Source organism: Qingshengfaniella alkalisoli (assembly GCF_007855645.1).
Taxonomy (GTDB): domain Bacteria; phylum Pseudomonadota; class Alphaproteobacteria; order Rhodobacterales; family Rhodobacteraceae; genus Qingshengfaniella; species Qingshengfaniella alkalisoli.
This window is the reverse complement of record NZ_CP042264.1, coordinates 251,941-274,784: the sequence shown is the minus strand read 5'-3', so window position 1 is coordinate 274,784 and position 22,844 is coordinate 251,941. Positions and strand designations below refer to the sequence as shown.

The window sequence follows — 22,844 nt, the reverse complement described above, 5'->3', positions numbered from 1 at the left end:
AGGCGCGTATTGGCGGTGACTGTGCCCTAAACTGCTTGCATCATCTACCTGACGAAAGATAAAGCCCGCGCAAGCGCCGATTACCTCTTTCATCAATCAGGCTTGGATAATGGACAGCCCAAAACCTTCCGCGCAAGGCGCCTCGATCCGTTTTGACAAGGTTAGCAAGACTTTCGACAAAAAGGGCGGGCAGAGCTTCGCCGCGCTTCAGGATGTGAGTTTCGATGTAAAGCCCGGAGAGATCGCGGGGATCATCGGCCGGTCCGGCGCGGGCAAGTCCACGATGCTGCGCATGGTCAACGGGCTGGAACGACCAAGCGCCGGTCAGGTGTTGGTCGGCGGTCAGGATGTCGGCACGGCGCGCGGTGCTGCGCTGCGGACGATCCGGCGGGATGTCGGCATGATCTTCCAGCATTTCAATCTGCTGTCATCGCGCACCGTCTATGACAACGTGGCATTGCCTTTGGAAATCGCGGGCGTAGCGTCATCCGCAATCCGGTCGCGCGTGCAGGATCTGATCGCGCGGGTGGGTCTGCAAGATCACGCGCAACGCTATCCGGCTGAACTGTCAGGCGGCCAGAAGCAACGGGTGGGGATCGCGCGGGCCTTGGCAACCCAGCCCAAGGTGCTTTTGTCGGATGAGGCGACTTCCGCGCTAGACCCCGAGACGACGCAGACTGTGCTGGGGCTGCTGAAGGACATCAATCGCGATCTAGGCCTGACCGTTCTGCTGATTACCCATGAGATGGCCGTCGTGCGCGATATCGCGACCCGAGTGGCGGTCATTGACGCCGGTCGGATCGTCGAGGAGGGATCAACCTATGACCTGTTCGTGCGCCCGTCGCACCCGACCACACGATCATTCCTGGGCGGTATCACTGGCGTTACCCTGCCGGCGTTTATCGCGGGGCGCCTGCGTGAGGAGCGCCTCGACAGTGGTGGTGAGCAGGTCATCCGCGTGACCTTCACGGGCCAGCACGCGACCGACCCGATGTTGGCGCTGCTTGCGAAGGATCTGGGCGTGTCGGTGAATATTCTGGCGGGTGCAATCGAGGAAATCAGCGATAAGCCTTTCGGCAATCTGCTGATCTCTGTTGATGCGCTGCGAGCGGATGAGGCGCGCGCCTTCCTCGAACGCCACGGCCTGTTGACGGAGGTGCTCGGCTATGTCGGCTAATATCATCAGCCTTCTTTATGAGGCGACGCTTCAGACGCTCTACATGGTGGCGATGTCGTCCATCATCGGCACCATCTTCGGCCTGCCGTTGGGCGTTTTTCTGGCAACTTCGCAAAAGGGCGAGATGCTGTCAGCGCCCACGGTGAACCGCGTACTGGGGCTCTTGGTCAACGCCACAAGGTCGGTGCCGTTCATCATTCTGGTGGTCGCGATCATTCCGTTCACGCGGGCAATCGTCGGTACATCGATCGGCACAGCAGCTGCGATCGTGCCGCTAACCGTCGCCGCGATCCCGTTCATCGCGCGGCTGATCGAAAACGCCATCCGCGACGTGGACAGCGGGTTGATCGAAGCGGCTCGTGCGATGGGCGCGACACCCTTCCAGATCATCCGCAAGGTGCTGATTCCTGAAGCATTGCCCGGCATCATGCTGGGCCTGACGCTCGCTGTCGTCAGCCTGATCGGCTATTCGGCGATGGTCGGGGCTGTCGGTGGCGAAGGGCTTGGCGATCTAGGGATTCGCTATGGATACCAGCGTTTTATGCCGGATGTGATGCTCGCCGTCGTCGTCATTTTGGTCGTGCTGGTTCAACTCGTGCAATCTGCCGGCGAGCGGCTGGCCGCCCGTGTCGACAAGCGTGCGCCTCGAAATCGGGGGCAGTAGCCCTCTATTCTTGCTGAAAAGGAGAATTTCTCATGTTGCGCAAGACAACTCTCGTTTCTGTTCTGGCACTGATCGCTGCCTCCGCCTCTGCAGAGGACATCAAGGTCGGCGTGTCTCCGGGTGAGCATGCCGAGATCATGGAAGTCGTCGCTGAAGTCGCGGAACCGATGGGCTTGAACATCGATGTCGTCGAGTTCTCTGACTATGTCGTGCCGAACCAGGCGCTGGCCGATGGGGATATCGAGGCGAACTCGTTCCAGCACCAGCCCTATCTCGACAACCAGATCAATGACCGTGGTTTCGCGCTGGTGCCTGTCGCAACGACGATCACCACACCGATGGGCATCTATTCGGACAGGATCACCTCGATGGATGATCTGACCGATGGTGCGCAGGTCGCCATCCCAAATGACCCGACCAATGGTGGGCGTGCGCTGCTTCTGTTGCAGGATCTGGGCATTATCAAGCTGGCCGAGGGAACGGGTCTCGTCCCGAGCCCGTTAGACATCGTCGAAAACCCGAAGGATCTGAAATTCCTTGAACTCGACGCGGCCCAACTGCCGCGCACATTGGCTGATGCAGACGTCGCGATCATCAACACCAACTATGCCATTGCGTCCGGGCTGAGCCCCAAGGACGATTCCATAGCCATGGAAAAAGCCGACAGCCCCTACGTGAATATCATCGTCGTGCGCGATGGTGATCAGGGGCAGCCTTGGGTTCAGACGTTGATCGACGCCTACCACACCGACGAAGTGAAAGCCTTCATAGACGAAAAATACCAAGGCGCGGTTATCACGTCCTGGTAATGCCCGCTGCCTCACTTCCGCGTCAGCGGGGGTGGGGCACCTTCGGTACTGTCCGAGCGTGAAATTGCTTGCCGGTGGTGGCATTCTACAACTGTCAGACACTGCCACACCCAAGACGGATCAACGGCAACACAGCCCCATCACCAACTTTTCTGAACACTCAATCTTTGTGATCTATACTGCATTGTGGACGTTGATAACCGTAGGCGCGCCGAACTTGTGGATGTAACGGGTCGTGTTCCGTGCCATTGTCAGGCGACGCAAATGAATTGACGCATCCACACGCCATGCGAATAAATACGCTGCGTAATGGGGGGGATGGATGCAGCTTGACCGATCCGACATACGTTTGCTGGGGTTTCTGGCCGATGACGGTCGAATGACGATCGCGGAACTTGCCGAACGTGTTGGCATGTCGCCCACGGCGTGCAGGCGGCGCGTGTCACTGCTGGAAGAGGCGGGCGTCATCTCCGGTTACCGGGCGGTAATCGACCGCACGAAGGCGGGATTCCCAGTGACGATTTTCGTGTCGATCCGCCTGGACCACAAGGACAATGCAGTCTTCGGCGCTTTCAAGGAAAAGCTCAAAACCTTCCCCGAGGTCGTGGCGGCCTATACGACGTCCGGAAATGAGGATTTCCTGCTGATTGTAAATGTGGCGGATGTGGCAGGGTTTGAAAACTTCCTTCAGCATCGGCTGATGAATGAAAGTCATATCGCCTCGCTTCGATCCCAATTCGCGATCAACAGGTTCATATATCGCCAACGCCTTCCAGAGAATTAGCGAAAATCACCAAAATCCGGCGCACAGTCGGCGAAATTCGCCGATAGTTCCGAGGTGTGCGCTTCGGATAGGCGAAAGTCGCTACGCAATCCGCGCTATGCTGTTTCTATACAGGAGGGAGGTGTGGATGCTGATCGAACGGCTGGATGTGAACCCCGAATTTGAGGGGGTCTATCGCGGGAGTGATGCCAAGACGGGTTTGTTGGCGTTTGTTGCAATTCATTCGACCGCGCTCGGCCCGGCGGTCGGCGGGTGCCGCATGAAGGCCTATCTCGGTGAACGCGCGGCGCGACAGGACGCGATGCGGCTGGCGCGTGCCATGACATACAAGAATGCCGCTGCAGGTCTTCCATTGGGGGGCGGCAAGGCTGTCATCTGTGTCGACGAGGCATCCGCCGGAACTCCTGAACTGATGCGTGCGTTCGGACGGTTCGTCGAGGCGCTTAACGGGCGCTACATAACGGCGGAAGATGTGGGGACTTCGCCGGAGGACATGCGCGAAGTGGCTTCCCAGACGACGTATGTAGCAGGCTTGCAGGATGGACCGTTTGCCAGCGGCGATCCGTCGCCTGTCACTGCGATGGGGGTATTCGAATGTATGAGCGTCGCGCTGAGTGCGCGGTTCGGCGCGCCGGATTTCAAAGGCAAGACGATTGCTGTGCAAGGACTGGGTCATGTCGGAATGGCCTTGGTCCGAATGTTGCATCGTGAAGGCGCGCATCTGATCGTTGCGGATGTGAACCGTGGTGCGACAAGGCTTGCGGCTGCGGAACTGGACGCGAGGGTCGTGCCGCCGGAAGAAATTCACAAGGCTTCTGCCGATGTGTTTGCTCCGTGTGCGCTTGGCGGAACGGTGAATGATCAGACGGTGCACCAGATTGCCGCGCCGGTCATATGTGGGGCGGCGAACAATCAACTTGCGGTGCCTGATATGGCGTCGGTGCTGATGGAACGCGGGGTGCTTTATTGCCCCGACTACATCGTAAACGCGGGTGGGATCGTCAACGTGGCGAAAGAAATCCTGCGCGAAAACTCCGATGATTGGTGCAATGCCCGATTGAGAGCGATCTCGCGGCGGCTTGCGGAGATTTTGGCGATTGCAGATCGTGAACATCGGACACCGACCGAAGTCGCCAATGACATGGTTGCCGAGATCCTGTCCAGCCGAACGCAAAGGAAAACAGCATGAACGCCCCTGTCAGTTTTCCCGAGATCGCGCTCGATGACAAATACACGGCGACGAGTGGTCGAATCTTTCTGACTGGTATTCAGGCGCTGGTGCGCCTGCCCATGACGCAGATGCGTCTTGATCATGCAGCGGGCCTGAATACGGCGGCCTATGTCTGCGGCTACCGCGGCTCGCCGCTTGGCGGGTATGACCTGCAACTGATGGCCGCCAAGGCACATCTGGACCGCCACGATGTCACCTTTCAGCCCGGGGTCAACGAGGATCTCGCCGCGACAGCGATTTGGGGCACTCAGCAAGTCGGGCTGTCCAAACGGGCCACCAAGGATGGCGTGCTGGGGGTGTGGTATGGAAAGGGGCCGGGCGTCGACCGGTCCGGTGACGTGTTCAAGCATGGGAACGCGGCGGGCTCTGCACGGCATGGCGGGGTATTGGCGATTGCCGGAGATGATCATACCGCCAAGTCGTCTTCGATCCCGCATCAGTCCGATCATGCGTTTATCTCTGCCCTGATGCCGATGCTTTACCCGTCTTCGGTGCAGGAGTTTCTGGAGATGGGGCTGCTCGGCATCGCCATGTCACGTTATTCGGGGTGCTGGGTGGGCTTCAAGGTGATCGCGGACACCGTTGAAACGGCCACATCCATCGATTTGATGCAGGAGGAGCGCCGTTTCGTTCTGCCGACGGATTTCGAGATGCCGGAGGGTGGGCTGAATCTACGCTGGCCCGACCCGCCGCTGGTGCAGGATGACCGGTTGCAGGAGTACAAAGGGTATGCTGCGATCGCCTTTGCCCGCGCCAACAAGGTGGACGAGATCACGATCGACACGCCCAATGCGCGGTTCGGGATCGTCGCGTCCGGCAAGGCGTTCGAGGATGTTAGGCAGGCGCTCTACAATCTCGGCATCGGCAAGGCGGAAATCGAAGCTATTGGTCTGAGGCTCTACAAGGTGCGGATGCCATGGCCGCTGGAACCCGAAGGTATCCGGCATTTTTCGGAGGGGCTGGACGAGATCCTGATCGTCGAGGAACGCCGCGAGATCATCGAGAACCAGATCAAGCAGCAGCTCTTCAACTGGCGGGCGGATGTGCGGCCCCGGATTGTTGGCAAGATGGATGACCGCGACCGCCATGTGTTGCCGCTGTCACAGGGCTTCACCGTGGGCCGGATCGCGCGTGCCATTGCCGACCGCCTGCTGCATTTGAACTTGCCCGAAGGTCTGCATGATCGGATCGCTGAGCGATTGCATTATTTTGAACGCCGCCATGAGATCGGCGCGAAGCACGAAGCGCCTGTCATCCGCCTGCCGCACTATTGTGCGGGGTGTCCGCACAATACCTCGACCCGCGTGCCGGAAGGGTCGAACGCGATGGCGGGGATCGGGTGCCACTACATGGTGCAGTGGATGGATCGCAACACGGAAACGATCACTCATATGGGCGGGGAGGGCGTGCCCTGGGCCGCGATAAGCCGTTACACTGACGAAAAGCATCGCTTCGTGAATTTGGGTGACGGAACCTATTTCCATTCCGGGCATCTTGCGGTGCGCCAATCGGTGTCTGCCGGGGCGAACATCACCTACAAGATCCTTTATAATGACGCGGTGGCGATGACGGGTGGACAGCACGTCGATGGCGAATTGTCACCCGCGCAGATCACGCATCAGATGTATCATGAACGCGTATCGAAAATCTGGCTGGTCAGTGATGCGCCGGAGGCCTACCGCAAGGTGGACCTCGCGCCGGGGGTCATCATTCGGCATCGCGACGACATGGATGCGGTGATGCTGGAAGCGCGAGAGGTCGAAGGCGTCAGCGTCATTGTCTACGAACAAACCTGTGCGGCAGAACTGCGCAGGCGGCGCAAACGCGGTAAAGCGCCAGATCCGGCCAAACGCGTCTTTATCCACCCGGGGATTTGCGAGGGCTGCGGTGACTGCGCAGATCAGTCGAACTGCATCGCGGTCGAGCCGCGTGAAACGGCTTTTGGACGCAAGCGTGAAATCAACCAATCCACCTGCAACAAGGATTTCTCCTGCATGCGTGGGTTCTGCCCATCCTTTGTGACAGTGGATGGTGGTGACATGCGGAAGCCGGAAAAGATCGACAGTCCCGATGACAGCCAACTGCCTTCGCCGACGCAGCCATCTCTGGATGCGGCCTGGAACATCGCGGTGACCGGCGTGGGTGGCACGGGTATCCTGACCATCGGCGCGATCCTTGGCATGGCGGCACATATTGAAGGCAAGACGCCACTGGTTCTGGACATGGCCGGACTTGCGCAAAAGGGCGGGGCGGTTCTATCGCATATCCGGATTTCAAGATCCGACGGACGCGTGACTGCGCCGCGTATCGTGAATGGAGGTGCGGATCTACTGTTGGCGGCGGATAGTGTCGTGGCGGCGTCGCGGGACGGCTATTCCCTTTGCGATCCGGACCGCACTTATGGGGTAATCAATACAAAACTGACTCCCGTTAGCGACTTCATTCGGCATCGCGATTTCGACTTCAAGACGCGAAGCGTGGATCGGGTCGTGCGTGGTGCTGTCCGGCCCGACGCGCATTTTCACGATTTCTCGGAGTTGGCCGTGGGGCTGATGGGCGACGAGATTTTCGCCAATGTAATGATGCTTGGCTATGCGGTTCAGGCTGGTCTGGTCCCGGTCGGATTGAAGGCGATCGAACAGGCGATTCGACTGAACGGTGTCGCAGTGCAGGCCAATCAGGATGCACTGATCTGGGGTCGTCTGCTGATGATCGATCCGGCGATGGTCCATGCGCGCGCGCGACCGAAGCGACGCGAAACCTCGCTTGCCGAAATGTCGCTGGAGGAAATTACTGCCCATCGCGCTGACCATCTTACTGATTATCAAAATGCAGGGCTGGCGAAACGCTACACGGATATGCTGGCACGACTGGAAAGTGCCGGCATCGGGCCAAAAACCCGCCGGGTCGTTGCCATACAGTACGCCAAGTTGCTGGCCTATAAGGACGAATACGAGGTGGCCCGCCTGTTTTGTCAGGCCGAATGGCGCGAGGAAATAGAAAGGACAATGACCGGGGAGTTCAAGCTGTCCTTTAATCTGGCACCGCCCATCTTGCATGGCTCGGACGCCTCCGGGCGTCCCAAGAAGCGGCGAATGGGGGGATGGATGTTTCCAATTCTGTCCCGCCTGCGCTTCCTGCGCGGCACGCTGTTCGATCCCTTTGGCTATTTGGCTGAGCGTAGGCAGGAGCGGCGGTTGATCGCGATCTACGAAGAAGACTTGGCGAAGGCGCTGGCAGCAGGAAGTCGGTCAGATGATGCACCGCTTGCGGTGGCGCTAAGCTGGCCCGACCAAATCCGCGGTTATGGACCCGTCAAGGCGAAGGCAATCGAACGAGCATTGGCGATGCGTGACAAGTCGAGCGAGATAGAACAAGCCGCGTGATCTATCCGCGCTTCCGGTCGGTGAAAAAGGGCAAGAGGGCGGAAAAGTCACGCCCGCGCCCGTTCGCCTGTTCGACGAATTCCGAGTATAGTTCCATCGCTCGCGCACCTAGCGGAGTCATCGCGCCAACCGCCTCGGCGGCGTGTTGCGATAGACGGAGGTCTTTGAGCATCAATTCGGCTGCAAACCCTGGCAGGTAGTTATTGTCAGATGGGGATACCGGTCCTACGCCCGGAGCAGGGCAGTAACTGTTCATTGACCAACTTGATCCCGAGGACGTCGAAACGACATCGAATAGCTTCTCGCGATCCAGCCCAAGCCCGTCGGCGAGGGCAAAGGCTTCGCATGTCACGGCCATGGTCGCGCCCAGAATCATGTTGTTGCAGATCTTCGCGGCTTGTCCCGCTCCGTTGGAACCGCAGTGGACGATCCGGCCACCCATGATGTCCAGAAGCGGCGTTACCGTTTCCAGCGCATCTTTTGATCCGCCAACCATGAAGGTCAGGCTGCCTGCCGCTGCGCCTGCAATTCCGCCGGAAACCGGGGCATCTATTGCGTCGAGCCCTCCTTGCGTGGCGCGTGCAGCCAGTTGGCATGCCGCATCGACGGTCACGGTAGAGCAATCCAGAAGGATCGTTCCCCGGCGCATCGCGGGCATGATCTGACGGGCAACGTCGAGCACAATCTCGTCATTCGGCAGCATCGTGATGACAACCTTGCCATAAGCAGCCGCTTCCACGGCAGTGGCTGCACTGGAAACTCCATCCGGCATCCGCGCGACCGGGTCGAAGCCCTGCACGTCATGGCCCGCCTTCGCCAGATTTCTGGCCATCGGCGCGCCCATGTTTCCGAGCCCGATGAAGCCGACTTTCATGGTGTTCTCCCTCTGAAGCTTAGCTCCCGCGCGCCAAGCGACGCCAGCATCTGTTCGATATCATCTTCGGTAACGTCTTCGAGCCGCTGATGCTGCCACATTGGGGTGCGATCCTTGTCGATCAAGACCGCGCGAATCCCCTCGATCAGATCGGCATATTCGCAGGCGCGGGAGGTGAAGCGGAACTCAGCGTGCAATGCGTCTTCAACCGTGCCACCTGCCGGAAAGTCTTTGATCAGGGCCGCAGAACAAAAAAGCGAAAGAGGGCTGGCGGCCTGCAGCTTTTCGGAGCATTGAAGGGCGAGTTCCGAGCCCTCATCATTTAGCTCGGCGATGATCGAGCGAGGGTCATAGCCGCTGAACATCCGGTCGATTTCGGCCTGCTGAGTGGCGATGGCGGATTTTTCCGGACCGGACGAGAAAGCGCCAATTGCGGTGGTATCGCCGGTGTCAGCCAGGGCGTTGATCAATTCGGGCCAGCGGTCGCGCGGAACATGCCAATCTGCGAAGCCCGCATGTATCGCGTCCGCTGAATCAAGACGCGCGCCCGAGAGCGCCATGTAAAGTCCCACACGTCCGGGTGCGTTGGCTAGTAGGCGTGTTGCACCGACGTCAGGGATCAATCCGATGGCTCCCTCTGGCATTGCCATCTGCGTGCTTTCACACGCGATACGGTGTGACACATGGCAACCCAGTCCGACGCCGCCGCCCATAACGTAGCCCTGCATCAGGCTGACGATCGGTTTTGGAAAATTGGCCAGCCGTGCATTCATCCGGTATTCGTCACGCCAAAATTGTGTGGCAGCGTCTATGTCGCCGGCCAGATACGCATGGTAGATCTTGGCCAAGTCACCGCCAGCGCAAAAGGCTTTGTCGCCCTCCGCCGCCAGAATTACGAGCGATATGGTGTCGTTCTCTGCCCACGAGTCGAGTGCGCGTGTGACCGCAAGACACATACCCCGGTCCAACGCGTTCAGCGCCTTGGGACGCGTCAGCGTGATACGCCCGGCATTGCCAGTCGTCTCTATGCGAACCGTTGGGGTGGATGAAGTCATTGAGCCGCCGCAAGCAGTTCACGCCCGATCAGCATGCGGCGTATTTCGGACGTGCCTGCACCGATCTCCATCAGCTTGGCATCGCGGAACAGTCGGCTGACGGGGGACTCGTTCATGAAGCCCGCACCGCCAAGCGCTTGCACGGCCTGCGTCGCAACCGCCATCGCCTGTTCACTGGCGTAGAGCACACAGGACGCTGCGGCCTGACGTGTTATCTGTCCCCGATCACAGGCCTTCGCGGTTTCATAGGCATAGGCGCGGGCGGTGTTGAGACTGGTGAACATATCTGCGATCTTGCCTTGCATCAGTTGGAAGCTGCCGATGGCTTCGCCGAACTGTTTGCGGGACGCGACGTAAGGCATCACCTCGTCCAGACAGGCCGCCATGATGCCCGTGCCGATCCCGGACAGAATGACACGTTCGTAGTCCAAACCGGACATGAGCACTCGAACACCGCCGTTTTCTTGGCCCAAGACGTTTTCCAACGGGACTTCCACGTTCTCGAACACGAGTTCTGCCGTGTTGGATCCGCGCATGCCCAGCTTGTCGAAGTGGGGGCTGGTGGAAAACCCATTCATTGACTTTTCGACAATGAATGCGGTGATGCCTTTTGACCCGGCGTCCGGATCCGTCTTGGCATAGACAACCAGCGTGTCGGCGTCCGGGCCGTTGGTTATCCAGTATTTTGTGCCGTTCAGCAGATAGAAGCCGTCCTTGCGCTCTGCTTTCAGCTTCATGCTGACGACATCGGATCCGGCGCCTGCTTCAGACATGGCCAATGCGCCGATTTTCCGACCGCTGACAAGATCGGGTAAATAGCGGTGTTTTTGGGCATCGGACCCGTTCAGCTTGATCTGGTTGACACACAGGTTTGAATGGGCGCCGTAGCTCAGGCCGACCGATGCCGATGCACGTGAGATTTCTTCGAGCGCGACCAAATGCGCCAGATACCCCATATCGGCGCCGCCGAATTCTTCCGGCACCGTAATGCCGAGCAGGCCCATGTTACCCAGTTCCGGCCAAAGCTCGTTCGGGAATACGTTGGTCTTGTCGATCTCTGCCGCCACTGGCGCGATGCGATCCTGTGCCCAGCGATGGACGGACTCCCGCAGTGCATGGATGTCGTCACCGAGATCAAACGCCATAGATGAATCGAACATCGACTGCTCCTTCCCCTGTTCAGTCGACCCTGTGTTTCATCAAGCCTATGAGCAACGGTCAGGAGAGGCAATCGCGAAGCGCATATGACCAAGTCACACAACTAAATCACACGTTTAGCGAAAGAAATCGCACTGCGGCCTTGTGTCATGATGATACTTCGGCAAACTACAGTAAAGTAAAGTTGATCGAAATCACGGCTATATCCGTTTCGCGTCAACCGCCCGCCGTCCTTCGGCTGAGATGTTGGCTACGCGCTTAACGGGCGCCAGCGAAGGAACGCGAGCATGGCAGATTACCTTAAGCTACTTCTGTTCGGGCTGATGACGCTTTTTGCCGCGATTGCGGCGAATTTCGCGCGGGATCTGTCCTATAATGTCCACGCGCTTCTGATCATGCTGATTTCGGGTGGGCTCTTCTTGTGGACCCTGCGCCGGATCGATGAGCCGAAACGGGTTGTGGATCGGTCCGGCTATATGGATGATGTGATCCGTGCGGGCATCATTGCCACGGTGTTCTGGGGTGTGGTTGGCTTTGTGGCGGGCACATTCATTGCCTTTCAACTCGCGTTTCCGGTTCTCAATTTCGAATGGGCGCAACCCTATTTGAATTTCGGGCGCCTTCGCCCGCTGCACACCTCAGCGGTGATCTTCGCCTTTGGCGGCAACGCGCTGATTGCAACGTCATTCTACGTGGTCCAGCGAACCTGCGCGACGCGGCTTTGGGGCGGCAATCTGGCTTGGTTCGTGTTCTGGGGCTACCAGTTGTTCATCGTTCTGGCGGCGACGGGTTACGTGCTCGGTGGCACCCAGTCCAAGGAATACGCAGAACCCGAATGGTATATTGACCTTTGGCTGACCATCGTCTGGGTCGCCTATCTGGTCATTTATCTGGGCACTATCGCGCGACGCAAAGAGCCGCACATCTATGTCGCGAACTGGTTCTACCTGTCCTTCATCGTCACCATCGCGATGCTGCATGTCATCAATAACCTGGCGCTGCCGGTGTCACTGTTTGGATCGCGTTCGGTGGCGGCATTCGCTGGCGTCCAGGATGCCATGACGCAGTGGTGGTATGGCCACAATGCGGTGGGCTTCTTCCTGACCGCCGGCTTCCTGGGGATGATGTACTACTTCATTCCCAAGCAGGCGGAGCGCCCGGTCTACAGCTACAAGCTGTCGATCATCCACTTCTGGGCGCTGATCTTCTTGTATATCTGGGCTGGCCCGCACCACCTGCATTACACAGCGCTGCCCGACTGGGCGTCGACGCTTGGCATGGTGTTTTCGGTGATCTTGTGGATGCCGAGCTGGGGCGGCATGATCAACGGGCTGATGACCTTGTCGGGCGCGTGGGACAAGCTGCGTACCGACCCGGTGATCCGCATGATGGTGATTGCGGTCGCGTTCTACGGCATGGCCACCTTCGAGGGGCCGATGATGTCGATCCGCGCGGTCAATTCGCTCAGTCATTATACCGACTGGACCATTGGTCACGTCCATTCCGGCGCGCTTGGCTGGAACGGGATGATCACCTTCGGTGCGCTCTACTATCTGGTGCCGGCACTGTGGAAACGGCAGAGCCTGTATTCGCTGTCGCTGGTGAACTGGCACTTCTGGCTGGCCACGATCGGTATCGTTCTCTACGCGTCGTCGATGTGGGTCAGCGGCATCATGGAAGGCCTGATGTGGCGTGAAGTTGATGCGAATGGCTTCCTCGTGAACTCCTTCGCGGACACGGTCGCGGCCAAGTTCCCGATGTATGTAGTGCGCGCGCTTGGCGGGGTGCTCTATGTCGCTGGCGCGCTGATCATGACCTACAACCTGTGGATGACCGCAACGCGGGCTGAGCCGAAAAAGGCCAGCACCACAACCGTGGCTGCGGAATAAGGAGACAGGACCATGGCAATTCTTGATAAGCACAAGGTTCTGGAAACCAATGTAACGCTGCTGTTCATCTTCAGCTTCATCGTCGTAACGATCGGCGGGCTGGTGCAGATCGTGCCGCTGTTCTACCTCGAAAACACCATTGAAGAGGTTGAAGGCGTCCGGCCCTATTCACCGCTGGAACTGACCGGACGAGAGATATACGTCCGCGAAGGTTGCTATGTGTGCCACAGCCAGATGATCCGTCCGATGCGGGACGAAGTCGAACGCTACGGGCACTACAGCCTCGCCGCGGAATCGATGTATGATCATCCGTTCCAGTGGGGGTCTAAGCGCACGGGGCCGGATCTGGCGCGGGTCGGTGGACGTTACTCGGATGAATGGCATGTGGAACACCTGAAGGATCCGCAGTCGGTCGTTCCTGAATCGGTTATGCCGAAGTATGCCTTCCTGGAACGCACGCCGATCCACTCGAATCACATCGAAGATCTGCTCAGGTCGCACCGGGCCGTTGGCGTGCCCTACAGCGACGAGATGATCGAAAACGCTTCTGCCGACTTCCGGGCGCAGGCTGATCCCGACAGCGACTATGACGCGGTGCTGGAGCGCTACCCTGGAGCGCAGGTGCGCAACTTCGACATGCAGCCCGGCATCTCGGAAATGGATGCGCTGGTGGCCTATCTGCAAATGCTTGGTACGCTTGTCGATTTCTCGACCTTCACTCCGGACGAAAGTCGGTGATGCACGATGGAAAACTATTCATTCCTGCGCCAATTCGCGGATAGCTGGATGCTCCTGTTCCTGACGCTGTTCTTCGTCGGGGTGGTCATCTGGGTGCTGACACGAAAGCGCGGAAAATTCGACGACGCGGCGAATTCAATCTTTCGCCATCAGGATCAGCCCGCGTCCGACAAGGACGAGCCAACCCGTGACGAGAACGGGAAAGCCTAGGAGAACGGCGCATGAGCAAGAAAACTCCGGAAAGCGAACAGGAAATTCCCACTACCGGCCACTCATGGGATGGGATTCAGGAATACGACAATCCAATGCCGCGTTGGTGGCTCTGGACCTTCTATGCGACCATCGTTTGGGGCATCGGATACACCATCGCCTTCCCGGCTTGGCCGATGATCCGGGAAGCCACACCAGGTTTGCTCGGTTTTTCTACGCGCCAGGAAGTGGCGCGGGACATTGCGGCCGTGGACGAGGCAAATGCCCAGATCAACGCTCAGCTCGCGGGCGCTGATCTGAATGCGATCGAGGACGATCCGGAACTGAACCAGTATGCGATCAATGCAGGTGGCGCGATTTTCCGGACCTGGTGCGCTCAGTGTCATGGATCGGGCGCTGCGGGTGCGCGGGGCTTTCCCAACTTGCTGGACGATGACTGGCTCTGGGGCGGTACGATTGAGGACATTCACTACACCGTCGCGCACGGTATTCGTAATGAAGAAGATCCCGATGCACGCTTTTCGCAGATGCCAGCTTTCGGTGAAATTCTCTCGCGCGAAGAAATCGACCAGGTCGTTAATTACGTGATGAGTCTGTCGGGTGAGCCAAGGGATGCCGACGCGGCTGAAACCGGCGCGCAACTCTATGCAGATAATTGCGCCACCTGTCATGCGGATGACGGAACGGGTGATCGATCACAAGGCGCGCCCAACCTCACCGACGCGATCTGGCTGTATTCGGGCGATTACAATACGTTGGTCGAATCCGTCACCTATGCGCGTTATGGAGTGATGCCGCACTGGTCCGGCCGGTTAAGCGATGCGCAGCTCAACGCGGTTTCCGCTTATGTTCACCAGCTTGGCGGGGGCGAGGAAATGGCCACCGACGAGAGCGAAGACATGCCGGATACAACCGTGCAGTAGATATAAGGAAGCGCGACAAAACGACACCGCCACTTTGCCGCATTCCATTTTCCGACCAGTGGCCCAGATTCAGCATCATGACTGATCTGCGCTGCGGCGGCACAGACCAACAAGGAACAGGTGCCGAAGATGAGCGACACGAACCCAGCACCATCGCTATACGCGGCGCGGGAGCCGATATTTCCGAAGCGCGTCTCGGGAAAGTTTCGACGGCTCAAATGGATCATCATGCTGATCACGCTGGGGATCTATTATGTGACCCCGTGGATCCGGTTCGATCGCGGGCCGAACCTGCCAGATCAAGCGGTGCTTGTGGACATGGCCGGTCGCCGCTTTTTCTTCTTCTGGATCGAGATATGGCCGCATGAATTCTACTTCGTCGCCGGGCTGTTGATCATGGCAGGATTGGGGCTGTTCCTGTTCACCTCGGCCCTTGGACGCGTGTGGTGCGGCTATGCCTGCCCGCAGACGGTTTGGACAGACCTGTTCATCCTTGTCGAGCGTTGGATCGAGGGCGACCGGAACGCGCGCATTCGTCTGCTCCGGCAGAAATGGGATGTGCGGAAGGCGCGTCTCAGGATCACCAAATGGGCCGCTTGGCTTCTGATCGCGGTTGCGACGGGCGGGGCTTGGGTGTTCTACTTCGCCGATGCTCCGACGTTGCTCCATGATCTGGTGACGGGGCAGGCCCATCCGGTGGCCTATTCGACCATTGCTATCCTTACTGCAACGACCTTCACGTTCGGTGGTTTCATGCGTGAACAGGTCTGTATTTACATGTGCCCATGGCCTCGAATTCAGGGTGCCATGATGGATGAACAGACCCTTACTGTCGGCTATCGCGATTGGCGTGGCGAGCCGCGTGGTCATCGTCGGCCGGGGTCTGATGTGGCCAAGGATGGTACGGCCTTGGGAGACTGCATCGACTGCAACGCTTGTGTGAATGTCTGCCCGACTGGTATCGACATCCGCGACGGTCAGCAGATGGAATGTATTACATGCGCTCTCTGCATTGATGCCTGCGACGAGGTGATGGCCAAGCTCGGCAAGCCGCGTGGGTTGATCGACTATCTCGCCCTGTCGGACGAGCCGCACGAGCGCGCCGGCGAAAAACCGACCCCCGTGTGGCGGCACATCTTCCGGGTCCGCACGATTCTTTACACCGTCCTTTGGGCCGGGTTTGGCGTCGCGATGCTTGTGGCGTTGTTCATGCGGTCGGACATTAACCTGTCCGTCGCGCCGGTGCGAAATCCGGTCTATGTAACGCTGTCAGATGGGACCATTCGTAACACTTATGATGTGCGCATCGGCAACCAGCATGGTGATGAGCGCGCGTTCGAGATTTCTTTCGCGTCTGACGCAGAGCTTGCCTTGTCGGTGGAAGGCTCCGACAATCAGATTGCGACCGTGGCGCCCGATGCGACGCAGCTGGTGAGGGTCTATGTGACTGCTGCGCCGGGCTCGGCTGCCGCGATGACGCAGAACACGGGTTTGACGATTTGGGCGACTGATCCGCAAAGCAATGAACGGGTTGGCAAGTCGACGGTCTTTACGGGAACGGGACAGTAATGGCGCCTCTGACGGGCAAACAGGTTTTCATCGGCGTGGCGGCGGCGTTTGGTGTGATTATCGGCGTGAACCTCGTGCTTGCCGTGCAAGCGGTGCGTACCTTTCCTGGTCTGGAGGTCGCCAATTCCTATGTTGCCAGCCAGGAATTCGACCGCAAGCGGGCCGTACAGCTTGCCTTGGGTTGGGATATCGCCGCCTCCTATGACAATGGCATGCTGCGTATCGCGATCACAGATGGGGACGGCAGGCCCGTTCACGCGGCTTCGGTTCTGGCGACGGTCGGCTGGGCGACCAGCACGCATGACGACATCAACCCCGCCTTTGCGTGGGATGGAGATGCCTTCATCGCACCGGCGAAGCTGGAACCGGGTAACTGGAACATCCGTCTGATCGCCGTCGCGGAGGACGGCACGGAATTTCGTCAGCGTATTCCGCTTTATATCCGGGACGAGCGGAACTGAGATGGCCCTGAGCGACATATCCGGTCGAAATGGTCCTCGGCCAGTCGCCTGTCCGGGTTGTGTTGCTGTATCGGGGTGAGATCGTCGACCTGCCGTCTGAAGCGGATGCGCATATCCTTTTGTCGGTTCCGGCCATTCATTGTGCTGCCTGTATCTCAAGGGTGGAACGAGCGCTAAACGCGCAGTCTGGTGTTAAGTCCGCTCGGGTTAACCTTACGCTGAAACGCGCGATTATTGACGCGGAGGGTTCGGTGTATGCGGATGACATGATCCGTGTGCTGAACGATGCTGGGTATGATGCCTATGAGTTGGATGCGACAACACTGAAGGGGGCCGATGCGGATCGATCTGGGCGCGATCTGCTGATGCGATTGGGTGTCGCTGGATTTGCCGCGATGAACGTCATGCTGTTGTCGGTCGCGGTATGGTCTGGTGCGGTCGACTCCACGCGGGACATGTTCCATTGGATTTCGGCAGCGATCACACTTCCGGCCATTGCCTTTTCCGCGCAGCCGTTCTTCGTGAGCGCATGGTCGGCGCTGCGGCGGCAGCACATGAACATGGATGTACCGATTGCCTTGGCGATCCTTTTGGCGCTTGGGACATCATTATATGAAACGGCTCATAGCGGCGAGCACGCTTATTTCGACGCCGCCCTGACACTGACCTTCTTCCTGCTGGCGGGGCGCTATCTGGATCATCGTACGCGATCCGCGGCAAAGTCTGCGGCCGCAGAGCTGGCAGCGCTGGAACTGCCGAATGCGATGCGCGTCGATGCAGATGGCGATCATGTGGTCAGGGTGATTGAGCTGCGCCCCGGTGATCTGATCCGTGTGCTGCCCGGTGCGCGTTTGCCAGCCGATGGCGTGGTGGCCGAGGGTGAGACGGAGGTCGACCGCTCGCTTCTGACGGGAGAGACAACACCTGTTTTTGCCGGTCTCGACGTGGCGCTAAGCGCGGGGGACATCAACCTGACGGGTCCGATCGTAGTACGGGTCAGCGCGGCGGGCAAGGACAGTTCCCTGCATGCGCTCGCCGACCTCGTGGCCGTCGCCGAAAGCGGGCGTGCGAACTATTCTTCCTTGGCGGATCGTGCTGCACGGCTCTATGCGCCGGGCGTGCATATCCTTGCTGCGCTGTCTTGCCTCGGCTGGTATCTTGGCACCGGCGATATGCGGGTTGCGTTGAACATCGCTGCCGCAGTTCTGATTATTACATGCCCCTGCGCATTGGGATTGGCTGTCCCTGCGGTCACGACAGCGGCTTCGGGTCGCTTGTTCCGCAATGGATTGTTGATCAAGGATGGCACAGCGCTGGAGCGTTTGGCCGAAATCGATACCGTCGTGTTCGACAAGACGGGCACACTGACGCTGGGGGTACCCAAACCCGAGCTGCCCGCCGGAGTTTCTCCGGACGATCTAGCCATCGCGCTGGCCCTTTCGACCGGGTCAGCACACCCGATGTCGAAGGGTTTGGTGAAAATGCTCCATGCTGAAGGTATTCAACCCGCCAAGCTGACCGATATCTGTGAGCATCCCGGTTATGGTGTCGAAGCGGTTTGGCGGGGGCTTGTCGTGCGACTGGGGCGCGGCGAATGGGTTGGTGCTGTAGATGCGCCGCAATCTCTATCGACGTCGTGGCTACGTATCGGCGATGCCGCGCCTGTCCCATTCGTGTCCATCGACAACCCGCGCCCTGGTGCGGCGGAGTTGATACAACAGCTTCGCGCGTGCGGGTTACGCACCATGTTGTTGTCAGGGGATGGGGTGGGGCCGGTCGGCAAGCTGGCACAGAGCCTTGGCATAGATGACCATCGCGCTGGAATGTTGCCGCAGGACAAAGCCGCATCGGTGCAGGCGTTGACGAAGGACGGCCACAAGGTTCTGATGATCGGTGACGGGCTGAACGATACGGCAGCTTTGGCGGCCGCTCATGTGTCGATTTCACCAGCCAGCGCCCTGGATGCGGCCCGTGTCGCGTCGGATATAGTGCTGATAGGAAACGACATTTCCGTTGTGTTCGATGCTCGCAATGTGGCTTTGACAGCGACCAAGCGTATTCATGAGAATTTCCGCATTGCGACGCTTTACAACATCCTTGCTGTGCCCTTGGCGATTGCTGGTCTCGCAACGCCATTGATGGCGGCGCTGGCGATGTCCACATCCTCCGTGACCGTATCGTTGAATGCGCTGCGTCTGGGGCAGTGGCGGAACGACGCCTGACATGGATGTTCTGGTTTATCTCATTCCGGCATCGCTTTTTCTGGGGGCAGTTGGCCTGATCGCCTTCATCTGGACGTTGCGGTCGAACCAGTATGACGACCCCGAGGGCGACAGCCGCCGCATCCTTAATTCCGATTGGGATGACGAACCGCCGCAGGATTAGGTCCCAAGTCGTCAGTAAAAGATGTTTGGGTGCCACGCCCATTTGTGCCTATACCTTCGAAACGAGGGGCGCATGGCTACACTTAAAGACATCAGCAATCATCTGGGTATTTCCGTCACGCAGGTCAGCCGCGCGCTGAATGGTCATTCGGATGTGTCCGAGGTAACCCGTGTCCGTGTCATGGAGGCTGCGGAACAGCTCCGCTACCGCCCGAACCTGCCTGCCCGGGCCTTGGTGTCGGGCCGATCCGCGATGGTTGGTTTGGTGTCCCAGAACTACTCAGGGATTACGACCAACCGGAACTTCTTGGAAACGGTCACGGGATTGTCGTTGCAGTTTTCCAGCAGGGACATGCAGTTCGTTCTGCATATTGCGCCGGAGGGGACAGAACTTATCGATGTGTATGATCGGCTGATCCATGGTGGATCTCTTGGCGGGTTCGTTATTATAGAGCCGTATGTGGATGATCCTTGCGTTACCTATCTGCAAGAACAGGACGTTCCCCTGGTCGTGCACGGCCGCACGGTGGATGCCCCGCAGTACCCGTATTTCGACATTGACAATCACGGTCTTGCGGTTCGGTTGACGGAATACCTGATCGGGCTGGGTCACCGTCGGATCGCGTTGATCAACGGTCTGGAAAACCGTAGCTACGCGCGTGATCGAGAGATCGGCTATTGCGCTGCCCTGCGCCGCGCAGGTCTTTCGGTTGATGCTGATTTGATCAGACATGGGCGCATGACGGAACCGTTGGGTCTGGTGTCGACCGTGCAAATGTGCAGCTTTGACGATCCTCCGACAGCGATCCTGTGCAGCAGCACCCTGATCGTCAGCGGGGTCTATAAAGCTGCGGCAGAATTGGGACTGTCCGTGCCCGATGATCTGTCGGTGGTTGCCCATGACGATGATTTTTCTGATGTGCGCGCCACGGCGTTCGATCCACCGCTTACCGTTACCCGTGCGCCACTATCCGAGAGTTGGGCGCCGCTCGCGGAATATTTGACTGGCCGGATACGGGGGCGCCCGCTGAGCGAATTGCAAAGCGTCGGTGACGTTGAGTTCATCGAGCGAGGCTCCGCTACGTCACCCAAGAAGGGTTGACCCCTAAGAATTCTGTTGACGGAATCGTCAAGCGCTTGCTACCACTAATCCGAAACGTTTCGGAGAACAGAGAACAAAGATATCGTTTCGTGCCATCAAGGGAGGAACAGTTATGGCGCAGACTATCAGGAAGGCATTCTACGGCTCGGTCGCGTTCAGTGTTTTGCTGGGTGGAGTTGCTGCGGCGGACGAGATTACGTATGTCTCAGGTATCGTCGGTAACGCGGTCGAGAACTTCAAGGAAATTGTGAAGCCGTGGGAAGAAGCCACTGGCCACACGGTCACGTTGGTGCCAATGCCGTCGTCGACCACGGACCAGTTCGGTCAGTATCGCCTGTGGCTTGCTGCTGGAAACGAAGACATCGATGTTTACCAAACTGATGTCATCTGGGCTCCACAACTTGCCGATCAGTTCATTGACCTGACCGAGGCGGCCGCGGATCTGGCACCGCAACATTTCGAGTCCATCATTGAAAGCCAGACCGTGGACGGTCGCCTTGTCGCCCTTCCTATCTACACCGATGCGCCGGCGCTCTACTACCGGACTGACCTTCTGGAGAAGCACGGTGCCGAAGTTCCCAAGACCTGGGAAGAACTGACAGAAACCGCGCAGATGATCCAGGATGCTGAACGCGCGGAAGGCAATTCCGATCTTTGGGGTTTTGTTTGGCAGGGGAATGCCTACGAAGGACTGACGTGTAACGCGCTGGAATGGGTCAAGTCCTTTGGTGGTGGGCAGATCGTGGAACCTGATGGGACCATCTCGATCTACAATGATCAGGCTATTGCGGCTGTGGAACTGGCGGCAAGCTGGCCCGGAACGATCTCGCCTGAAGGTGTGCTGGCCTATCAGGAAGAAGAAGCGCGTGGCGTCTGGCAAACGGGTAACGCGGTTTTCATGCGCAATTGGCCCTACGCTTACACGCTCGGCAACAGCGACGATTCTGCGGTAAAGGGCAAGTTCGGTGCGACTACGCTGCCAACCGGCGGCGGTAATGACGAATCCGCCGCGACACTAGGCGGTTGGAACGTGGCCGTATCCAAGTATTCGCAGAACCAAGAGGCCGCGACGTCGCTGGTGCTCTACCTGGCCGGCAAGGAAGCACAGAAGACACGCACCCTGATCGCGTCGAACCTGCCGACGATCATCGAACTGTATGACGATGCGGATATTGCGGAGCAGCAGCCGATCATCCCGCAGTGGAAAGACGTGTTCCTCCAGGCTGTTCCGCGCCCCTCTGCACCGACCAAGGTGAAGTATAATGAGGTATCGTCCAAATTCTGGTCGGCGGTTCACAATACGCTGTCAGGTGATGGCACGGCAGCCGAGAACCTCGAACTTCTGGAGCTTGAGCTTGAGGATTTGAAAGGTGGTGGCTGGTAAGCCACGCGCGACAGTCCTCCCGGCGGGCTGCCCGTGGCTGCCCGCCTCTTCAAGTCACGCTTGATCCGGAATATTTGCCATGAGCCTACCGGAAGACTCCGTCGTGCGGGATCGCAGCTTGGCACAGCAACGCGCAAGATCCGCGTTCTGGTTCCTTGCCCCGATGCTGGTTGCTTTATTGATCGTCGCGGCTTGGCCGTTGATGCGCACGATATACTTTTCTTTCACCAACACGTCGCTGACCAATCTGTATGGCGGCGAATGGATCGGGTTCGACAACTACCTGTCCTATCGACAGCTCAGCTCCGGTCGCGTGATCTGGCGCGGCACTTTGGTCGACCCGGCATGGTGGAACGCAGTCTGGAACACGGTCAAGTTCTCAGTGATTTCAGTATCACTGGAAACCTTCTTTGGTCTGATCGTGGCGCTGGTGCTGAACGCTGAGTTCAAGGGCCGGGGCTTCGTGCGTGCGGCGATCCTGATTCCCTGGGCCATCCCGACCATCGTATCCGCCCGGATGTGGGGCTGGATGCTCAATGATCAGTTCGGAATCATCAACGACATGATGCTGCGTCTGGGGCTGATCGAACAAAAGATCGCGTGGACCGCGAATATCGAAACCGCCATGATTGCTGTCATCGTTGTAGATGTGTGGAAAACTACACCTTTCATGGCATTGCTGTGTTTGGCCGGTCTGCAAATGATCCCGCGCGACATATACGAGGCTGCGAAGCTGGACGGGGTCAATCCGATCAAGACCTTCTTTCGCGTGACCCTGCCGCTGGTGAAGCCCGCGCTGATGGTGGCCGTGATCTTCCGGATGCTGGACGCATTGCGGATCTTTGACTTGGTCTATGTGCTGACGCCGAATTCGGCGGCGACCAAGACCATGTCCGTTATCAGTCGCGAGAACCTGATCGATTTCGACAAGTTCGCCTATGGGTCCGCTCAGTCGACGTTGCTGTTCGCCATGATCGCGATTTTCGTCTCGGCCTATATCTGGCTCGGCAAGGTTGATCTAAGCGGGGGAGGCCGAAAATGACCGC

19 protein-coding genes and 1 pseudogene are annotated in these 22,844 nt (G+C 58.6%); 17 read left to right on the top strand and 3 right to left on the bottom strand.

The features are described 5' to 3' along the window. Positions 1-109 precede the first annotated feature (109 nt). The 6 genes from FPZ52_RS16230 to FPZ52_RS16205 all read left to right on the top strand — a co-directional run bounded on the left by FPZ52_RS16230 (position 110) and on the right by FPZ52_RS16205 (position 8,051). Positions 110-1,177, top strand: coding sequence for a methionine ABC transporter ATP-binding protein (locus FPZ52_RS16230; RefSeq protein WP_146366650.1), 1,068 nt, complete (start codon positions 110-112; stop codon positions 1,175-1,177). Continuing rightward, on the top strand, positions 1,167-1,841 hold the full coding sequence (locus tag FPZ52_RS16225) for a methionine ABC transporter permease (RefSeq protein ID WP_146366649.1): 675 nt from the start codon (positions 1,167-1,169) through the stop codon (positions 1,839-1,841). Before FPZ52_RS16230 ends, FPZ52_RS16225 begins: the two co-directional genes overlap by 11 nt. Before the next feature lie 32 nt (positions 1,842-1,873). Next, entirely contained in the window at positions 1,874-2,650 is a 777-nt protein-coding gene (locus FPZ52_RS16220) for a MetQ/NlpA family ABC transporter substrate-binding protein (RefSeq protein ID WP_146366648.1), read from the top strand. A gap of 322 nt (positions 2,651-2,972) precedes the next feature. Continuing rightward, a complete protein-coding gene (locus FPZ52_RS16215) occupies positions 2,973-3,434 on the top strand; it encodes an Lrp/AsnC family transcriptional regulator (protein WP_146366647.1) in 462 nt (153 codons plus the stop codon). 127 nt (positions 3,435-3,561) lie between these two features. Further along, complete coding sequence (locus tag FPZ52_RS16210; protein WP_146366646.1) at positions 3,562-4,623, top strand: Glu/Leu/Phe/Val dehydrogenase dimerization domain-containing protein; 1,062 nt, start codon at positions 3,562-3,564, stop codon at positions 4,621-4,623. Continuing rightward, complete coding sequence (locus FPZ52_RS16205) at positions 4,620-8,051, top strand: indolepyruvate ferredoxin oxidoreductase family protein (protein ID WP_146366645.1); 3,432 nt, start codon at positions 4,620-4,622, stop codon at positions 8,049-8,051. The genes FPZ52_RS16210 and FPZ52_RS16205 overlap by 4 nt, the downstream gene beginning before the upstream one ends. Position 8,052: 1 nt before the next feature. On the opposite strand, the gene mmsB is transcribed toward FPZ52_RS16205, so the two are convergent. Genes mmsB through FPZ52_RS16190 form a run of 3 tightly spaced genes read right to left on the bottom strand, consistent with a single transcriptional unit; the run spans position 8,053 to position 11,140 of the window. After that, positions 8,053-8,925 (bottom strand): 3-hydroxyisobutyrate dehydrogenase, encoded by an 873-nt coding sequence (gene mmsB, locus FPZ52_RS16200; protein WP_146366644.1) that lies wholly within the window; start codon positions 8,923-8,925, stop codon positions 8,053-8,055. Next, positions 8,922-9,980 carry an enoyl-CoA hydratase/isomerase family protein gene (locus FPZ52_RS16195; RefSeq protein ID WP_146366643.1) on the bottom strand — a complete coding sequence of 353 codons (1,059 nt, stop codon included), beginning with the start codon at positions 9,978-9,980 and terminating at the stop codon, positions 8,922-8,924. The genes mmsB and FPZ52_RS16195 overlap by 4 nt, the downstream gene beginning before the upstream one ends. Next, a complete protein-coding gene (locus tag FPZ52_RS16190) occupies positions 9,977-11,140 on the bottom strand; it encodes an isovaleryl-CoA dehydrogenase (protein WP_146366642.1) in 1,164 nt (387 codons plus the stop codon). The genes FPZ52_RS16195 and FPZ52_RS16190 overlap by 4 nt, the downstream gene beginning before the upstream one ends. A gap of 285 nt (positions 11,141-11,425) precedes the next feature. Here FPZ52_RS16190 and ccoN point away from each other — a divergent pair, with 285 nt between their 5' ends. The 11 genes and pseudogenes from ccoN to FPZ52_RS16135 all read left to right on the top strand — a co-directional run bounded on the left by ccoN (position 11,426) and on the right by FPZ52_RS16135 (position 22,840). After that, the gene (gene ccoN, locus FPZ52_RS16185; protein WP_146366641.1) at positions 11,426-13,027 is read left to right on the top strand and encodes a cytochrome-c oxidase, cbb3-type subunit I; all 1,602 of its coding nucleotides are present in this window, start codon (positions 11,426-11,428) and stop codon (positions 13,025-13,027) included. A 12-nt stretch (positions 13,028-13,039) separates the two neighbouring features. Next, positions 13,040-13,765 carry a cytochrome-c oxidase, cbb3-type subunit II gene (gene ccoO / locus FPZ52_RS16180; protein WP_146366640.1) on the top strand — a complete coding sequence of 242 codons (726 nt, stop codon included), beginning with the start codon at positions 13,040-13,042 and terminating at the stop codon, positions 13,763-13,765. Positions 13,766-13,771: 6 nt separating this feature from the next. Further along, positions 13,772-13,975, top strand: coding sequence for a cbb3-type cytochrome c oxidase subunit 3 (locus FPZ52_RS16175; protein WP_146366639.1), 204 nt, complete (start codon positions 13,772-13,774; stop codon positions 13,973-13,975). 11 nt (positions 13,976-13,986) lie between these two features. After that, positions 13,987-14,898, top strand: a complete 912-nt coding sequence (gene ccoP, locus FPZ52_RS16170; protein ID WP_146366638.1) for a cytochrome-c oxidase, cbb3-type subunit III — start codon at positions 13,987-13,989, stop codon at positions 14,896-14,898. A 129-nt stretch (positions 14,899-15,027) separates the two neighbouring features. Further along, entirely contained in the window at positions 15,028-16,467 is a 1,440-nt protein-coding gene (gene ccoG, locus FPZ52_RS16165) for a cytochrome c oxidase accessory protein CcoG (protein ID WP_146366637.1), read from the top strand. Further along, positions 16,467-16,928, top strand: a complete 462-nt coding sequence (locus FPZ52_RS16160; RefSeq protein WP_146366636.1) for a FixH family protein — start codon at positions 16,467-16,469, stop codon at positions 16,926-16,928. Before ccoG ends, FPZ52_RS16160 begins: the two co-directional genes overlap by 1 nt. Position 16,929: 1 nt before the next feature. Next, positions 16,930-19,150: pseudogene (locus FPZ52_RS16155) on the top strand (heavy metal translocating P-type ATPase). Between the two features lies 1 nt (position 19,151). Continuing rightward, a complete protein-coding gene (gene ccoS / locus FPZ52_RS16150) occupies positions 19,152-19,313 on the top strand; it encodes a cbb3-type cytochrome oxidase assembly protein CcoS (protein WP_146366634.1) in 162 nt (53 codons plus the stop codon). Between the two features lie 72 nt (positions 19,314-19,385). After that, positions 19,386-20,414 (top strand): substrate-binding domain-containing protein, encoded by a 1,029-nt coding sequence (locus FPZ52_RS16145; protein ID WP_168201393.1) that lies wholly within the window; start codon positions 19,386-19,388, stop codon positions 20,412-20,414. Positions 20,415-20,526: 112 nt separating this feature from the next. Further along, positions 20,527-21,798 (top strand): ABC transporter substrate-binding protein, encoded by a 1,272-nt coding sequence (locus FPZ52_RS16140; protein WP_146366632.1) that lies wholly within the window; start codon positions 20,527-20,529, stop codon positions 21,796-21,798. A 79-nt stretch (positions 21,799-21,877) separates the two neighbouring features. Further along, positions 21,878-22,840, top strand: coding sequence for a carbohydrate ABC transporter permease (locus tag FPZ52_RS16135; RefSeq protein ID WP_146366631.1), 963 nt, complete (start codon positions 21,878-21,880; stop codon positions 22,838-22,840). The last annotated feature ends 4 nt before the right edge of the window (positions 22,841-22,844 follow it).

What these genes read in the sequence shown, in the direction of transcription:
- ccoS (WP_146366634.1), top strand. Translation starts at nt 19,152, where the DNA reads ATGGATGTTCTGGTTTATCTCATTCCGGCATCGCTTTTTCTGGGGGCA.
- ccoP (WP_146366638.1), top strand. Translation starts at nt 13,987, where the DNA reads ATGAGCAAGAAAACTCCGGAAAGCGAACAGGAAATTCCCACTACCGGC.
- FPZ52_RS16135 (WP_146366631.1), top strand. Translation starts at nt 21,878, where the DNA reads ATGAGCCTACCGGAAGACTCCGTCGTGCGGGATCGCAGCTTGGCACAG.
- FPZ52_RS16205 (WP_146366645.1), top strand. Translation starts at nt 4,620, where the DNA reads ATGAACGCCCCTGTCAGTTTTCCCGAGATCGCGCTCGATGACAAATAC.
- FPZ52_RS16175 (WP_146366639.1), top strand. Translation starts at nt 13,772, where the DNA reads ATGGAAAACTATTCATTCCTGCGCCAATTCGCGGATAGCTGGATGCTC.
- FPZ52_RS16220 (WP_146366648.1), top strand. Translation starts at nt 1,874, where the DNA reads ATGTTGCGCAAGACAACTCTCGTTTCTGTTCTGGCACTGATCGCTGCC.
- FPZ52_RS16140 (WP_146366632.1), top strand. Translation starts at nt 20,527, where the DNA reads ATGGCGCAGACTATCAGGAAGGCATTCTACGGCTCGGTCGCGTTCAGT.
- FPZ52_RS16195 (WP_146366643.1), bottom strand. Translation starts at nt 9,980, where the DNA reads ATGACTTCATCCACCCCAACGGTTCGCATAGAGACGACTGGCAATGCC.
- mmsB (WP_146366644.1), bottom strand. Translation starts at nt 8,925, where the DNA reads ATGAAAGTCGGCTTCATCGGGCTCGGAAACATGGGCGCGCCGATGGCC.
- ccoO (WP_146366640.1), top strand. Translation starts at nt 13,040, where the DNA reads ATGGCAATTCTTGATAAGCACAAGGTTCTGGAAACCAATGTAACGCTG.
- FPZ52_RS16215 (WP_146366647.1), top strand. Translation starts at nt 2,973, where the DNA reads ATGCAGCTTGACCGATCCGACATACGTTTGCTGGGGTTTCTGGCCGAT.
- FPZ52_RS16190 (WP_146366642.1), bottom strand. Translation starts at nt 11,140, where the DNA reads ATGTTCGATTCATCTATGGCGTTTGATCTCGGTGACGACATCCATGCA.
- FPZ52_RS16230 (WP_146366650.1), top strand. Translation starts at nt 110, where the DNA reads ATGGACAGCCCAAAACCTTCCGCGCAAGGCGCCTCGATCCGTTTTGAC.
- FPZ52_RS16145 (WP_168201393.1), top strand. Translation starts at nt 19,386, where the DNA reads ATGGCTACACTTAAAGACATCAGCAATCATCTGGGTATTTCCGTCACG.
- FPZ52_RS16210 (WP_146366646.1), top strand. Translation starts at nt 3,562, where the DNA reads ATGCTGATCGAACGGCTGGATGTGAACCCCGAATTTGAGGGGGTCTAT.
- ccoN (WP_146366641.1), top strand. Translation starts at nt 11,426, where the DNA reads ATGGCAGATTACCTTAAGCTACTTCTGTTCGGGCTGATGACGCTTTTT.
- ccoG (WP_146366637.1), top strand. Translation starts at nt 15,028, where the DNA reads ATGAGCGACACGAACCCAGCACCATCGCTATACGCGGCGCGGGAGCCG.
- FPZ52_RS16225 (WP_146366649.1), top strand. Translation starts at nt 1,167, where the DNA reads ATGTCGGCTAATATCATCAGCCTTCTTTATGAGGCGACGCTTCAGACG.
- FPZ52_RS16160 (WP_146366636.1), top strand. Translation starts at nt 16,467, where the DNA reads ATGGCGCCTCTGACGGGCAAACAGGTTTTCATCGGCGTGGCGGCGGCG.